General features: G+C 48.4%; 16 protein-coding genes. 13 read left to right on the forward strand and 3 right to left on the reverse strand.

The window, feature by feature from the left end:
* Positions 1-77: 77 nt before the first annotated feature.
* The 3 genes from VF399_03615 (at position 78) to VF399_03625 (ending at position 3,116) form a co-directional block, all read left to right on the forward strand.
* Entirely contained in the window at positions 78-1,229 is a 1,152-nt protein-coding gene (locus tag VF399_03615) for a Fic family protein (GenBank protein HEX7319429.1), read from the forward strand.
* A gap of 216 nt (positions 1,230-1,445) precedes the next feature.
* Positions 1,446-2,444 (forward strand): virulence protein RhuM/Fic/DOC family protein, encoded by a 999-nt coding sequence (locus tag VF399_03620; GenBank protein ID HEX7319430.1) that lies wholly within the window; start codon positions 1,446-1,448, stop codon positions 2,442-2,444.
* 210 nt (positions 2,445-2,654) lie between these two features.
* Positions 2,655-3,116 carry a GNAT family N-acetyltransferase gene (locus tag VF399_03625; protein ID HEX7319431.1) on the forward strand — a complete coding sequence of 154 codons (462 nt, stop codon included), beginning with the start codon at positions 2,655-2,657 and terminating at the stop codon, positions 3,114-3,116.
* Between the two features lie 419 nt (positions 3,117-3,535).
* On the opposite strand, the gene VF399_03630 is transcribed toward VF399_03625, so the two are convergent.
* The 3 genes from VF399_03630 to VF399_03640 are packed head-to-tail and all read right to left on the reverse strand — an operon-like array spanning position 3,536 to position 7,264.
* The gene (locus VF399_03630) at positions 3,536-5,473 is read right to left on the reverse strand and encodes a hypothetical protein (protein ID HEX7319432.1); all 1,938 of its coding nucleotides are present in this window, start codon (positions 5,471-5,473) and stop codon (positions 3,536-3,538) included.
* On the reverse strand, positions 5,454-6,401 hold the full coding sequence (locus VF399_03635) for a hypothetical protein (GenBank protein HEX7319433.1): 948 nt from the start codon (positions 6,399-6,401) through the stop codon (positions 5,454-5,456). Before VF399_03635 ends, VF399_03630 begins: the two co-directional genes overlap by 20 nt.
* Before the next feature lie 29 nt (positions 6,402-6,430).
* The gene (locus tag VF399_03640; GenBank protein HEX7319434.1) at positions 6,431-7,264 is read right to left on the reverse strand and encodes a DUF2520 domain-containing protein; all 834 of its coding nucleotides are present in this window, start codon (positions 7,262-7,264) and stop codon (positions 6,431-6,433) included.
* Between the two features lie 179 nt (positions 7,265-7,443).
* On the opposite strand from VF399_03640, the gene VF399_03645 reads away from it, so the two are divergent.
* The 10 genes from VF399_03645 (at position 7,444) to VF399_03690 (ending at position 14,632) form a co-directional block, all read left to right on the forward strand.
* Positions 7,444-8,541, forward strand: coding sequence for a DUF6754 domain-containing protein (locus tag VF399_03645; GenBank protein HEX7319435.1), 1,098 nt, complete (start codon positions 7,444-7,446; stop codon positions 8,539-8,541).
* 51 nt (positions 8,542-8,592) lie between these two features.
* Positions 8,593-9,219, forward strand: a complete 627-nt coding sequence (locus tag VF399_03650; GenBank protein HEX7319436.1) for a hypothetical protein — start codon at positions 8,593-8,595, stop codon at positions 9,217-9,219.
* 247 nt (positions 9,220-9,466) lie between these two features.
* Positions 9,467-10,300, forward strand: a complete 834-nt coding sequence (locus VF399_03655) for a hypothetical protein (GenBank protein ID HEX7319437.1) — start codon at positions 9,467-9,469, stop codon at positions 10,298-10,300.
* Positions 10,293-10,910: a hypothetical protein gene (locus VF399_03660; protein ID HEX7319438.1), complete on the forward strand. Its 618-nt coding sequence runs from the start codon at positions 10,293-10,295 to the stop codon at positions 10,908-10,910. Before VF399_03655 ends, VF399_03660 begins: the two co-directional genes overlap by 8 nt.
* Positions 10,910-11,755 (forward strand): DUF4388 domain-containing protein, encoded by an 846-nt coding sequence (locus tag VF399_03665; protein ID HEX7319439.1) that lies wholly within the window; start codon positions 10,910-10,912, stop codon positions 11,753-11,755. The genes VF399_03660 and VF399_03665 overlap by 1 nt, the downstream gene beginning before the upstream one ends.
* 12 nt (positions 11,756-11,767) lie before the next feature.
* Positions 11,768-12,433, forward strand: a complete 666-nt coding sequence (locus tag VF399_03670) for a hypothetical protein (GenBank protein HEX7319440.1) — start codon at positions 11,768-11,770, stop codon at positions 12,431-12,433.
* Positions 12,434-12,440: 7 nt separating this feature from the next.
* Complete coding sequence (locus VF399_03675; GenBank protein ID HEX7319441.1) at positions 12,441-13,034, forward strand: hypothetical protein; 594 nt, start codon at positions 12,441-12,443, stop codon at positions 13,032-13,034.
* A gap of 106 nt (positions 13,035-13,140) precedes the next feature.
* Positions 13,141-13,515 (forward strand): hypothetical protein, encoded by a 375-nt coding sequence (locus VF399_03680; GenBank protein HEX7319442.1) that lies wholly within the window; start codon positions 13,141-13,143, stop codon positions 13,513-13,515.
* Positions 13,516-13,530: 15 nt separating this feature from the next.
* Positions 13,531-13,881, forward strand: a complete 351-nt coding sequence (locus VF399_03685) for a hypothetical protein (protein HEX7319443.1) — start codon at positions 13,531-13,533, stop codon at positions 13,879-13,881.
* A gap of 127 nt (positions 13,882-14,008) precedes the next feature.
* The gene (locus tag VF399_03690; protein HEX7319444.1) at positions 14,009-14,632 is read left to right on the forward strand and encodes a MotA/TolQ/ExbB proton channel family protein; all 624 of its coding nucleotides are present in this window, start codon (positions 14,009-14,011) and stop codon (positions 14,630-14,632) included.
* Positions 14,633-14,637: the final 5 nt, after the last annotated feature.

Raw genomic sequence — 14,637 nt, forward strand, 5'->3', positions numbered from 1 at the left:
TGAATTAAAATCAATTTAAGTAAACTTATGTTATCTTATGGCTAAGAACTATTATCTAAGAAAAGAAAGGTTAATTTATGAATGACAGAGCGGGAACATACCTCAATCAACCGTCAGGGTATAAGGTATTCATTCCGAAATCATTGCCACCAAACCCTGTTATAATATTTGACAATGAATTGATGATGCTATTGTCCAGAGCTGATAGGGTATTAGCGCGGTTGGACGCTATCACAACTATCCTGCCTAACCCTGATCTCTTTATTGGCATGTATGTGAAAAAAGAAGCTCTCTTAAGTTCGCAGATTGAAGGGACCGAGGCTTCAATGCAGGGTATATTAGAATTTGAGGCAAATCTGATTCCGAAAGAGGATATAAATGAGATCAAACAAGTAGTAAACCATATAAAAGCAATGAATTATGGTCTAGAGAGAATCAAAGAATTTCCCATGTCGCTACGGTTAATAAAAGAAATCCATAAACTTTTATTAGAAGGAACACGCGGCAGCCATAGAACGCCCGGCGAGTTTAAAAAAACTCAGAACTGGATTGGACCACCAGGATCAACCATTGTTAATGCTACTTATATTCCACCTCCACCAGATATGATGTTATCATTAATGGGTGACCTTGAGAAATACTTCTATGCCGAAGACAAAATACCGGATTTAGTTAGAATCGCGTTGATTCACGCCCAGTTTGAAACCATCCATCCCTTTCTTGATGGTAACGGTAGAATAGGAAGACTACTCATTACCTTTTATCTGATCTGGAAGAAAATTTTAGTCAAACCAACTCTATATTTGAGTTTTTATCTCAAAAAAAATCGAAATGAATACTATGACCTGTTGACGAAAATTCGCACCGAAGGTGATTGGGAACGATGGATAAAATTCTTTCTGAAAGGTGTATACACAACCTGTGATGAGGCGACAAATACTGCCCAGGAAATTATTCAATTAAAGGAACGATTATTAAACAAGATTTATGAAAATAAGATAACCAGTATCTATGCTGTTCGGTTATTAGACTTGTTGTTTAAAATCCCGTTGGTCAATGTTAAAAATGCTAAGGATACATTGGAAATTTCGCTGGTTTCAATAAATCAATTATTTAGAAAATTTGAACAGCTCGGAATTTTAAAAGAGATAACCGGCAAAAAAAGATACCGGAGATATATTTTTAAAGACTATGTCGACCTTATCGCCCGGGGGACGGAAAATGAATGAAAAAGATTATTTCCACTGGTTAAAAGAAGATTTGATCCATATCTGTCGTTGCGAAGCGACGAAGTCGCTGCGGTAATCGCATAGATTAAATTTTTCTAATGACAAGCGTGACCTGCGTGCCGCACATTAATTCTGATTATTCTTCGAGCCAGTGCAGCGAGTCGAGAAGTACATGGCTTTTATTGACAAATTTGTAAATCGTGTTATAATGATTTGATGAAAAATAATGTAAAAGACAGCAGGGGCGAGATTGTTATCTATAAAACCTCTGATAAACAGGTAAGACTTAATGTCAAATTGGAAAGAGAAACAGTCTGGCTTACCCAGAAACAGATTGCAGTACTTTTCGGCACAGAAAGACCTGCTATCACTAAACATTTGAGAAATGTGTTCAAAAGCAAGGAATTAGACAAGAAATCAGTATGTTCCATTTTGGAACATACTGCCACAGACGGTAAGACTTACAAAACCAATTACTATAATCTTGACGCGATAATTTCCGTTGGTTACCGGGTCAATTCACGCCGGGCAACCCAGTTTCGCATCTGGGCAACGAGAGTCCTCAAAGACTATCTTGTAAAAGGGTATGCCATTGACAAAAAACGACTATTGAAACAACAGGAAAAATTTATAGAACTTCAGCAAACAGTGGCTTTCTTAAAAGAAAAAAGTGCCATACCGGAGATTAAAACACAAATGCACGAGATTTTGTCAATTATCAATGATTATGCTAACTCAATGACCCTCTTATTTCAATATGACAAAGGCAAGGTGCCAGTATATAAAACCAGAAAGCCACGTTTTGTTTTAACCTATGAAACATCCTTAAGGCTGATCGATGAATTTAAGAAAGAATTAATTACAAAAGATGAAGCTTCTTATCTTTTTGGGAAAGAAGTCAACGAGAAATTAGCAGGAATATTGGGCGCAATATATCAGACATTTGAAAAAAGGGATCTTTATGGCTCGGTCGAAGAAAAAGCTGCGAATTTACTCTATCTGACCATCAAAGATCATCCTTTCGTTGATGGAAACAAGCGCATCGGTTCGCTATTGTTCATCCATTATTTGAATAAAAACAAATGTATGTTAAACAAAGCAGGCAAACCGAAAATAAGCGTAACCACAATAGTTGCTTTGGCATTGTTAATTGCCAATAGTGACCCCAAAGAGAAAGAAATAATGATAAATATCGTAACCAACCTGCTAAGATGATTGTTTCTTATCGTATTCTATTATTTTCATCAGACGGTGAAATTGGATGAAAAGTAGTGTTAATGAAAAAAAGATTATTCTAACTGGTCAAATGAGGATTTAATCCAACTGTAATGTGTTATGTCTTGACACTTAGAATGTGATATATATAGTATTCAGTGTAATTCGAAATTGAAGAGCGAATAATAACTATCTGGAGGAATTAAAAATATGGAAAAAAGCATTAACATTCGCAGTTTTGATGTCAACCACGATTTTGAGCAGGTGCAGCAATTGGATTCTTGTATTAATGGGAATCGTCAGAGGGACGTTGTTTACCAAGATATTAAAAATTATTCAGGGCAGATTTATATTGCCGATATCGATGGAATAATTGTTGGATTTGTTTCACTTTCACGATCGTTTTGGAATGATATCGCAATGATTGATCATCTGGCGGTAATCGAAAACTGGCGCAAGAAAGGAGTGGGTAGACTACTCATTAATCATATTTTGAATGAAGGGCGAAAGCGGAATATTAGATTCATCTGTGTTCAAACAGCATTATGGAATTTTGGAGCGATAGAGTTCTATAAGCGATTGGCATTTTCTCTAAGAGGGATTTTCCCTGAATATATAGGTGAAGGGAACGATATGGTATGGCTAGATATTGATTTAAGAAAACGATTATGACTACGGCTAACAGCGGATAAAAGGCAACAGGGACAGGCGCTAACTTTTAACTTTCTCTATTTCTCGAAAAAACGAGAAAAGAGGTTGATGGAAAGGCTGAGATTGCTTCGTCCCGTCGATAACGGGACTCGCAATGACAAACCCTCACCCCTTCCCCCGTATCGGGTATGGGGCAGGCTCTCTCCCTTACTGAATGTCCCGAGTGAAACGAGTGGGAAGGGAGAGGATAAAGGTGAGGGTGGCATTCGTGATGATGAATTAAGAATTGACGGTGTGAGTAATGACTTCAGTTAGGCTTTCAGCCTGATAGGGCAAGCAAAATCGCTGGATTCCGGATCAAGTCCGGAATGACAGGCGACGGGATTCGCAATGACGGATTACAAAGGGAATGGGGCTTGTATTGACAGGATGGAGCAGATTTACAGCGCACCCTGTATCCGGCGCAGGATCCAGTCGGCCGCGAGCAGGACAAAGATAAGGATGTAGACCACCGGGTGGTCCAGGTTCATGCTTCGCTTCACGATCTCGGGCCGGGCTGCCGGCGGCACGAAGCCCGCGAGACGGTCCAGCGCATAGAATTGTCCACCGGTGCTTTCAGCCAGGGATGACAGCAGGATGCGGTTGATGCTTTTTCTAATCTCCACATTATCACCCGAAATGACAAGGTTACGATCATGACTTTTAAGCGAATCATTATCCAGCAAGCCATAAGCAGTGACCGTGATATTACCTTTATCATCCGGCATGAACGAAGCCTCGTAAAACCCTTGCGCCGTCTCGAAAAAGGGGATCTTTCTATTGCCCGCGACCGCATAAAAATCACCGCCGCCTTTCCGATTGAAGTTCCGGTCATAGCTCTCAAGTTTGAGGGTGACGGGTTCACCGCGCGGGAATTTTTGAGCAAATGATTTTAAAACCAGCCTGTTCTCCCGGCCGACCGGCGAAAGGAAGCGGATGATATCATGCGTCAATTGCGGGAGCGTGGCCGCTTGCGGCCGCGCCTGCTGGGAAAAATCCCAGGTGCCGAGATCGAGAGCATTGATCTGGAACACATAACCGTTCGAGTGTTTGCGGTACGCGATGAGCGGGACCTTGTTGGATTCCGCGATCACCGTAGCATCGGTCTTAACGCCAAGGACCTGGTTGATAACCTCGAAAGGTGGATACTCGTTCCCGGATTTAAGGTTCGAGAAATCGGAGACGATCTGGACCGGGAAGTCGCCCTTGACCTGATTGCCGGTGATAGCTATGGGCAGTACCGCGCGAAGCGCATCGTCAACCTGCTCGCAGGAACCCATGATCAGTAAGCCTTTAGCCCGGTCCAGAAGGTGCGCCAGATCGAATTGAGCACCGGCGCCGTACCGGGCGTTGTCAAGAACAATGATATCGAACGACGCCGGATCTGGAAGTCGAGTGATATCCGTCTGCGCGATCAGGTCGCGGAAACTGCCGGGGATAAGCCGCGCGTATGCGGAAAGGGTAATGCCTTCAATGGTTTTCAGCCCGGCAAGCACGTGCCGGGTATTGAAAGAAAGATGGTCGGTAATGTACAGGACCGATACGGCCCGGTCATAGGTCCTTATCGCCAGCGTGACCTTATTATCATCATAACCCGATTCGCCAGGCTGCGGCGCGACATTGATGAAGACCGTGTTCGTACCGGCGATGATTTGCGGGATCTCAAACTCCAGGGAGGATCTAGCCTTGGTCATGCTGAGGGCGAAGGTTTCATGGGTTTGAAAGTTCTGCCCCTGGGTTTTGAGCGATAACCGACCCGTGCCTTGGTCAAAGCCCGCGCTGGTGAGTTCGACTTTGATCCGTACTGAATCACCGGCATAAGCTATTTGTGGATAGGTGATGTCGCTGATCGCGATATTTTTTTCCATTTCAGCACCAGCCGCGAATACGTTGACCGGGACCGGGATTCGGGCAGCTGCAGCAATGGGCGGTTCGCCGAAATTGTGATTTCCGTCGGTGATCAGAATTATCGAAGATGGATTCTGTTCCTGGACATCGGCAAGCGCCCTCGTGATGTCGGTAAAACTGCCGTATGGACCTGTCGTGTCCGGCATCTGGCTGACCAGGCTTTCGGCAAAGAAAAAAATCGAATGGGGAAAACCGATATTTTTAAGTTCCTGGATCGCGGCAGGTAAATGGGTTCTGAAGCTCTGCGACAGGTCAATGAGCACGATGGCCTTTCCCGGATGCCGCGTTTGCATGATATTCCATTCCAACCGGGACAGTATCAAGAAGAGAAATAAGATAGGCAGAGCCCTCAAGACCAACCGCCGCGGGTTCCCGTAGTATAGGGCGACCGCGGCGGTTAACCCGGCACTGCTAATCAATAATGGTATCAATATCACATTGTTCCGGTCTCAAAGGCACAATATTTTTCTCGCTCAGGGATACCGGCGCTTCGCCCATCATACCGGTGGCGATGATCAATATCGTGTATTCGCTTGAATCCCTGACTTCGAAAGAGAATTCGCCTTTGTTAAGCCGGGCGATGGCCACGGGCAAGGAGCGCTTCAGTATCGCCAGGCCATCCAGCAGCGCCGTTGAGTCATCAATGACCGCTTTGCCTTTGAGCACGAAAGGCTTGTACAGCGAATCCGGCGTTATGCTGATGATGAACGGCAGTATGGTATTCCCGCTGAGATCGGATGCAGTCGTAAAATAGCAGTAATAGGTGGTGTCATACCGCAGTGAATCATCGGCAGATCGGGGGGTAAGGGCCAGATGCCGGTAATCAGACCACAGCGGGTCCAAACTTTTTTTGGGCAGGATCCGAAAACGCAATGACGATGACGTGGTATCCATGGCTTTCGCGAACTGCATGCGGAATACGGAATTTTTATATCCCCGCGTATAGCTTGCGAGCCATGGCCGTACCGTATCGGGACGGTTCGATCCGACAAAAGTTTTTTTAAACGTTCCCGTGTTCTGTCCATAATCGACGACAAGGCCTGATACCCGGTAGGTCTTGACATCCTGCCGGGCGGTGACCGCGATGATCTCGGACGCCGAGAGGGAAGGGTAAAGGGTTATCACGGCCAGCGTTTCACTGGTATCGTCCTGGCTCGCGATCGCGATGTTGCCGATCTTAAGCGACGACGTATCGATTTCTTCGGAAAATGTCAGCAGTATCTGGCGGTCGTTCAGGCTCGCGATCTTTTGCAGCCGCGGTTTAAGGCGGTCCTTGGACAGGGGCGCCGCCTTGTGCGCGCAAGTAAGCAGCGAAAGCAGAACTACTGCGGTACCGACTGCTTGCCAACAACGCGCCATGATTTATTGTACCTTTTTTTCGGTGAAAGTCAATCAGGTTTTTGGAGGATCTTTTTCAAGATCTGCCGTTGGTCGGTTTTTTCTGAAAGTTCCACTAGATATGCTGACAACGCGTAATAAGCGCGCAGCAGCGGTTTATTGCTTCGCAGGATTTTTATGTGCTGTTCAATGGTTTTGATATCTCCCCGCCTGACCGGACCGCTCAGCGCGTTATCAAGACCGAGATCTGCGACATTGTTCAAGGTTTGCTTGGTAAGCCCGATGACCATTTTCCGCGCGCTTCTTGGGTTGATCCGTGATAAGCGCGCGATATCTTCGGTCGCTTTCATCAGCCCGATCGGCAGATTAGAACTGAAAACGCCCAGCAGGTGATACCAGACCTTATGCCGGCGCGGGATATGCCTGATGGTGAAATACGGTTTCTTGAAAATGCTGTTGGTAAGTTCACGCGCTTTCCGGTCACCCTGGCAGAGCATGAGATATTTTTTCTCGCGGGGCGGTATCGCCAGGCAGGGGAAGGTCGCGAAAGGATGCAGCGAAACCCGCCATGCGTAGCGGTGTTTGGGGACAATTTCAGCGGGCAGCAGACCGCTGAAGTGGCAGATCAAGGTGGGTTTGATCAAACGCGGTACCAGTTTCGAGCCGATCCTGGCGATTTTATCGTCGGGCGTGGCGATGAGGATCGTATCGCTTTTTTTTATAATGGCGTCCAGACCGGAATTGTTCCGCAACCTCAAAATTCGCAGGCCGGCTCTTTCCCTGGCCTTGCGGGAATCATAAATGCCGGTTATCGCATGGTCTTTTTTCAAAAAATAACACATGGTCAATCCGACCTTTCCGCAGCCGATCAAACCGATGTTCATATCGGCTGATTATATACTTTTCTGCCGGACGGTCAAGCATCAAGGAATTGTCTGATTTTGGTATCGTTAAAACGTACGATCATTCTCTTGTTGTGACAAATTGAGTATCATATTGGGGGGGGGCTGGTTAGGCTGAAAATCTGGCTTGACATTGGAACTTATTTATATAAAATACTCTGATGTTATTTATCCTTTCATTATTATTATACAATCTGGCGTCGCTGTCCAACCCAATAGAAATCAAGGCATTTGATACCCCTAATGATGATGGTTCCAGCATTTCAATATCATGGAAAACCGCTGTTCCCCTGACATCCATTAACATTTTGCGTTCAGATTCACGCGACGGTAAATTCGAGCGCATCGGCGATGCCCTTCCTTCGGAAACGCTGTTCCTTGATACCCATGTCTTATACAGCCGGGAATATTTTTACGAAATCACCGGCATGCAGGACAGCGTATCCATGATCTCCAGTGTCATCGGCCCGGCCAAGGCCAGCGCTCAAATTTTCAATACCAGCCGCAGTAACATGGCGCTTTGCATCGTTGTTCTTTTTGCTGCGATCATTATTTATATAAACCGCGCGCGGCGCGGCCAAAAATTGTTTGTCCGGAAGATCCCGGCGCTGGCAGCTATTGACGAAGCGATCGGCCGGGCCACCGAAATGGGCAGACCCGTGCTTTACGTGCCGGGCATCATGGACATCGACGAACCGGAGACGATCGCCTCCATGTCGATCCTGGCTCGAGTCGCGGAAAGGACCGCCGAGTACGGCACGACGTTATACGTTCCTAACTGCCATGCCATGACTATGAGCATGGCATACCAGATCGTTAAAGAGTCGGCCGCCCGGGTCGGCCGTCCCGATTGGTTCGTGGGTGATAATGTCCGGTATATCACCGATGACCAGTTCGGTTACGTATCGGCCGTGAGCGGTATCATGGTGCGGGAAAAGACCGCGACCAATTTTTATCTGGGCAAATTCTATGCGGAATCCCTGATCCTCGCCGAGACCGGTCATTCGACCAACGCGATCCAGATCGCCGGTACGGCTTTGCCTGACCAACTGCCTTTTTTTGTGGCATCGTGCGATTTCACGCTGCTGGGGGAAGAACTCTACGCGGCTAGCGCCTATTTATCGCAGGAACCGGCACAGCTTGGATCACTCAAGGGGCAGGATTTTGGCAAGCTGATTTTCATCATCATAATTATCATCGGCGTCGCCTTGCAGTTGTTCAACCTCGGCTTCTTTGCCAATTGGTTCACGGTGCAATAACATGCGGTATAAGATCCGTATCAAGGTGAATAACCCCGGACCTGGTTGCCTATGAAGAGAACGCTGCCCATCATAATCGTTTCGGTTTGCGGCTTTTTCATTATCATCGCGTTCTTTATTCCCCTTCGTCCGGTACAGGACCTGTCGCAGACCCTGCAGAACTGGTACCTGGGTGTCATCGCGTTCTTCGTTTTCGTAGGGATCTTCAACCTGACGAGAACCAACCTGGAAAAGGTGATCAAGAAACGTCCGGAATTCGGCTACAGCATTATTCTGTTGGTGTTCCTGGTCTTGATGATGGTCGCGGGATTTTTTCTGGGCGGCACCGAGGGCCGGGCCTTTCTTTTCATGTTCGATAATTTCCAGGTGCCGTTGAGCGCTACGATGTTCTCGCTGCTGGCCTTTTTTGTCGCGTCCGCTGCTTTTCGAGCCTTCCGCGCGCGTACACCGGAAGCGACCCTCCTGTTGATCGCAGCCGTGATTGTGATGATCGGGCGCGTGCCGATCGGATACTGGATATGGCACGGGTTCCCTGGCCTGGTCGAATGGATCATGAATGTGCCCAATACGGCCACCAAGCGCGGCATCATCTTCGGCGCAGACCTGGGTTTGATCTCAATGGCATTACGCGTGCTTCTGGGTATCGAAAGAAGCTACATGGGAGGGGGAAGAGAATGATACAATTTCAAATGTTAAATTACAAATACCAAAGTCCAGAACAAAAGTTGATGGGGAAAGCATTTTTCGTTTTACGTCATTGCTGCCCGTATCGTTATACGGCGTCGTTACACGGCAAAAGAATATCTTTGACGATGAACGATAAACGATACGAGCGGCGATGCCGAATAACGAATGACGAGATTTATGCTTGTTTAGTATTTAGTGCTTCGAATTTAGGATTTTTATTTTCTCCAGGTGGAAGTTCATGAACCTGATCGAGCGCCTTGCGCAAGTTGACCGCCGGATATTATTCGTGCTGGTCGCGCTCGCGGTCATAATCCCGCTCCTGATCCCAATGGGTCTGCCCGTTGACATCACCAAGCCGGTAATGAGTGTTTACAAAAAAGTAGAATCCTTGCCGGCCGGTTCAGTCGTCGTCGTTTCCGCGGACTACGATCCCGGCAGCGAGGCCGAGCTGTATCCGGCGACCCTGGCTTTCCTGGAACACTGTTTCCGAAGAAATTTGCGCGTGTACATGATCGGGCTTTGGCCCGGCGGTACCACGCTTGGCAACGTGGCGCTTAACGAGATCGCGCCGCGCTACAATAAAGTCTACGGCGTCGACTATATCAATGTCGGTTACCGTCCCGGCGGCCAAGTCATGCTGGTCAGCCTGGGCCGGAACGTCGCCGACATCGTGCGTTCCGATTACTCCGGCGTGCCGATCGATTCTTTCCCCCTGGGCCGGGCCGTGAAATCAGCGCGCGACATAAGCCTGGTCATGACTTTGTCCGCCGGTGATCCGGGCGTGCTTCATTGGATCATCTATTTCAATGCGCGGTACGGAACGCCGATCGCCTGCGCGACCACGGCGATCATGGCGCCTCAGCAATATCCGTATCTTAGTTCGGGTCAGCTGGTCGGTTTGCTGGGCGGGCTCAAGGGCGCCGCTGAGTACGAAACCCTGGTCAAAAAACGCGGCCGGGCGATCGCCGGCATGGATTCGCAGTCGATCGTTCACGTGCTACTTGTAATTTTCATTCTTTTGGGTAATATTATATTGATATATCAAAAGCGGATGAGGAAGAAAAGTGCTTAATACAATCGGGATCTGGATAGCCGCCCTGTTGACCCTGGCGATCTATTCATTTCTTTACAAGGATAATGTCTTTTACAAGATCGCGGAGAACGTGTTCGTCGGCGTTTCGGCCGGCTACTGGGCTGTTATCTTATGGCACGATTACACGTGGCCCAATCTTTTTGAACCACTGATCCGGCGGCATGATTTCTGGAGCCTGATACCGATCTGCGTCGGTCTGATGATGTTCACGCCCCTGATCCCTAAGATCAACTGGTTGATCCGCATCCCGCTGACATTTACCATGGGAGTGGGCATGGCGCTGGTCATCACGCAGCGCGTCCAGGGAGATATTTTCCCTCAGCTGCAGGCGACGTTCCTGCCGATGGTTGGCGTGCCATGGTTCACGGCGATTTCCAACCTGCTGATCATCATCGGTGTGGTCGTGACCCTGGTCTATTTCTATTTTTCCAAGGAACACAAGGGCGTGCTCGGCTTTGGGGCGAAAGTCGGCGTATGGTTCATGATGATTGCATTCGGTGCATCTTTTGGATATACTGTTATGGCCCGCATTTCTCTTCTGATCGGCCGGGTATATTTTTTGCTGCATAATTGGCTGGGAGTCATATAATGACGAGCTTGGAGATAAATCTTAAGGAATTTACGATCAGCGATGTCCTTCAGTTCATCAGCCGGGTTAAGAAAACCGGCGTGCTGAGGATAACCGGGAGTTTGAGCGGCGAGATCTACCTTAAGGATGGATTGGTAGTGCATGCCGCGGCCGCTAACGGCAATGAAAAAGGCATGGAAGCCTTATTCAGCATGTCGTTCACAGAACTCGAACGCGGCGTTTTTGAGTGCGGGATAATGGCGCCGGAGCAAACCATTTCCGAGGACCTGGGCAAGCTCAGCGATGACCTGGAGAAACGCCGGATCGAGTTCGAAGAGATCAAGAAACAGATGCCGCCCATGGATATCGCGCTGGCAAAATCGACAAAGGAGCTGGAATCGGCTGTCGCGCTGCGCCGGACCGACTGGCAGATCCTTGCGTTGATCGATGGCAAGCGTACGCTGGCCGAGGTCGTGGCGCAAGCCAAACTTGGTGGTTTTGAGGCGATCAAGACGATCCTGTGGCTCAAAGAGAAGGGATTGATATACGACCCCAAAGAGGCCGAGCGCATCATGTCAGGTTTCTTGCGGTATCTTGAGAAGACCTTCGAATATTTTGGTAAGAACGGCTGGGAATGGCTTAAGGCATGGGCGGAGCTGGACCCGGCGAACAAAAATGTGGCCAATGCCGTGACGGTCGATGAAGCGACGTTCAAGGTCTCGCTGGCATCGCTGCTCAGCACCGAGGAGATCGCCGGATTTTTCAGCAGGTTCGATGAGTTTTTGAACAATGAGGTTCCCAAGGCCTACGGTAAGCTGCTGGCAAAGAAGAAAATGGAAGAATTCAGGAAGAAGATCGAAGGATAAAGGGAAAGCAAAGTGGATTTCCTGGATAAGATCCCGGGTATCATCGGATATGCGGTCATCAATGCCGAGGATGGGTCCATCGATGAAGTGAAAGGATCGTCAATAAACCCGCTGGGCGATCTTGCCGCTTTCTTTTCGTCCGCCGGTGAAGTGATTAAAAACAGCCTGGCGCTCGGGAATATCCAGTACATATCGCTGTGCTATGGCGCCGCGCGCATGGTGATCTTCATGCACGACACGAAATACCTGGGTATTGAAGTCGAACGCGAGCAGGATGCGCGACAGATCATGGAGAAGATTATAATATCCAAGACGGAACCGGTCCAAGAGGCCGAAAAACCGGCCCTTGAGATCCCCCGCAACATCAGCTCCAAAATGCAGCAGATCAACCTTCTGATCGACGAGTTCGGCGGCGATGCGAACCGCGCGCACTGGCTCGATATTCTCAACCAGGGGCTCGGGATCTTGGCGGGTGATCTCCTGCCATTGATGGGTTTGATCGAACAGAAGCTTGGGATCAAGGACTTACCGCCGCCTGAGAAAGAGGACGATTTCGTACAGGCACTCAGGACGGTCATTGATTTTCTGGTCAAGAAAGCGGTCGAAGAGATGGGATCGTCCCAGGCGCGGGTCAAAGTACAGACCGTGATCGAAAAAATGCGGCAGTCAACCGGGTAATGACAACATGAAACAGGAATCTTTCAATAAATTCGAAGAGAAAGGCATCGGGTTGCCGTTTGCCGTGAGTAAGAGCGGTGAGACCATGGTCTCTCAGAGCGGCGAATCGCTTAAATCCAAGCTTGCGCAGGTCGGCACGGTGATCTTTGAAACGATCGGCGCGGTTGGGAGAGTGAAGATCGATACGCTCGAGATCATTGGTGACGCCAAGAGCGTCGTCATGGATTTTGATGATGAAAATCTGCTGGGGAGCCTTTTTGAGCCAAAGGACGGGACCGTCATTTCTGAAATCGTGGATTCTTTGAAAACCCTGAAGGTCGAACCTCATGTCGAGGCCTTGGTGAAACACGAGGAAGCGCCCAAACCGGCGTTGACCATTAATGTTCTCGATGACATAAAGGCAATGTTGAAAGAATACGTGGGTGATTTTGCGGACCGGATCTATCAAAACCAGATCAAGGCTCAGCGCATAAAAACCGATGATCTGCATGAGGAAGATGCCCGGCGTTTGATCTTCGCGCTGGGCAAGGCCGCGGGCATGATCATCGGCCCGTCCAAAGGGAAGGAATTGACGAACAAACTGCTGGCGAAACTGAAATGATCAGCATAAAAACAGGAGTCATTGGGTTAAGGTTGAGATGCTGGAAACGTAATCTCTCGGATTTCCCAACCCTTACCCATTTACGATCTTCTAGGAAGGAGGTTAAATGAATTGTTTATTATTTTTGTCGGCTGCGCCGTTCGGTATCGAACCATCACAGTATGAATCATTGGCGATCATCCCCAATTATCTTCTGGTTCTCGGCGCCGTCCTTTTGTGGCTGGCTTTCATCGTGCTCGGTGTGATTGCGCGGCGTTATGAGATCGTCCTGGGTGAGCGCACGAACTGGCAGTTCATGATCTTCGCGCCTACCGGCATCCTGGTCTTCGCGATCATCCAACTGGTGTTCTGCGGTATCGGCGGAAAGATGATGCTGCCTAAGGGCGGCATGAATTACCTGGCCTACAGCCTGTTCCTGCTCAGCGGATTGCTTTCCCTGCTTTCGGGTTTGAAATTTTTGAGCGTTACCAGGGGTAAATAGAATTAGGAGGGTGATATGAGAGCGGATATTATTGCAGAAGTTCTGTTCATTGTCGCGATCTTTCTTTCCATTATTTCTTTGTTCGTCTACGGCATGATAATCAAACGGCTCCTTGTGCTGATCAAAGGCAAGGGCACGTGGATATTCCCGGTCATCGGCGGTCTATTTCTCATTATTCTCGCCTTTGTGCATATCTACCGCATCGTTATCTATTTCCCGCTGCTTGGGACGGCCGGTCCAGGCGATCTTTTTGACCTGATCGTGGGTTCACTGGCGCTTGCGAGGGTGGAGAGCTACCTTCTGCTCGGAGCCGGGTTGTTCCCATTGATCGGCGGGATCCTTTATTACCGGGCAAGCTCAAAATAAACAGAAATTGTTGTCTTCTCGGGTCATATTGTTCTATAGAATTCAATAAGCACACCACATGATGATGGATACATTGAATAGATACCTGTGTTGGTTTTTTTATAAAACGAAGTAAGGAGGCGCATCGATGATAAAAGAGTTCTTGTTGGGTGGCGGTATTATGTGGATGCTCTTAGCGTGCATAGTATTGGGTTTAGCGATCCTGCTTGAACGGATGTATTCACTGTTTTTCAAGATCAGGCTGAACCCTGCAGTTTTTTTATCAAGAGTCCAGGCGTTGGTCAGTGAAAAAGGCGTACAAGCCGGCATCGCTTTGTGCGACCAGACACCGTCACCGGTCGCGAAGATTGTAAAAGCCGGGTTGGAAAAAGCAGATAAAGGTAAGGATGTCATCGAAGATGCGATAACGCGTGCCGGCGCAATAGAACTCGGATTCCTTGACCGGGGCATGGCGCTGCTTGCTGGTTTAACGACAGTGGCGCCGTTTCTGGGGTTCCTTGGCACGGTGACGGGTATGATGAAATCTTTTGCCGCTATTGCCGCGGCCGGCGAGGTGGAACCGACGATCGTAGCAAGCGGTATTTCCGAAGCCCTGATCACTACGAAATGGGGGTTGCTGATCGCCACACCCCTGGCGATCATCCATATCCTGTTTACCGGGAAGGTTGACGGTTATACCAGAGATATGGAAGAAGCCGCGGCGCAGCTGGTCGATTATCTCATGGAGCGCGGTCCCGGAACCAAGCAATAAAGTCC

Source organism: bacterium (genome assembly GCA_036382775.1).
GTDB lineage: Bacteria > Hydrothermota > Tepidihabitantia > SM23-42 > JAOAFX01 > DASVHD01.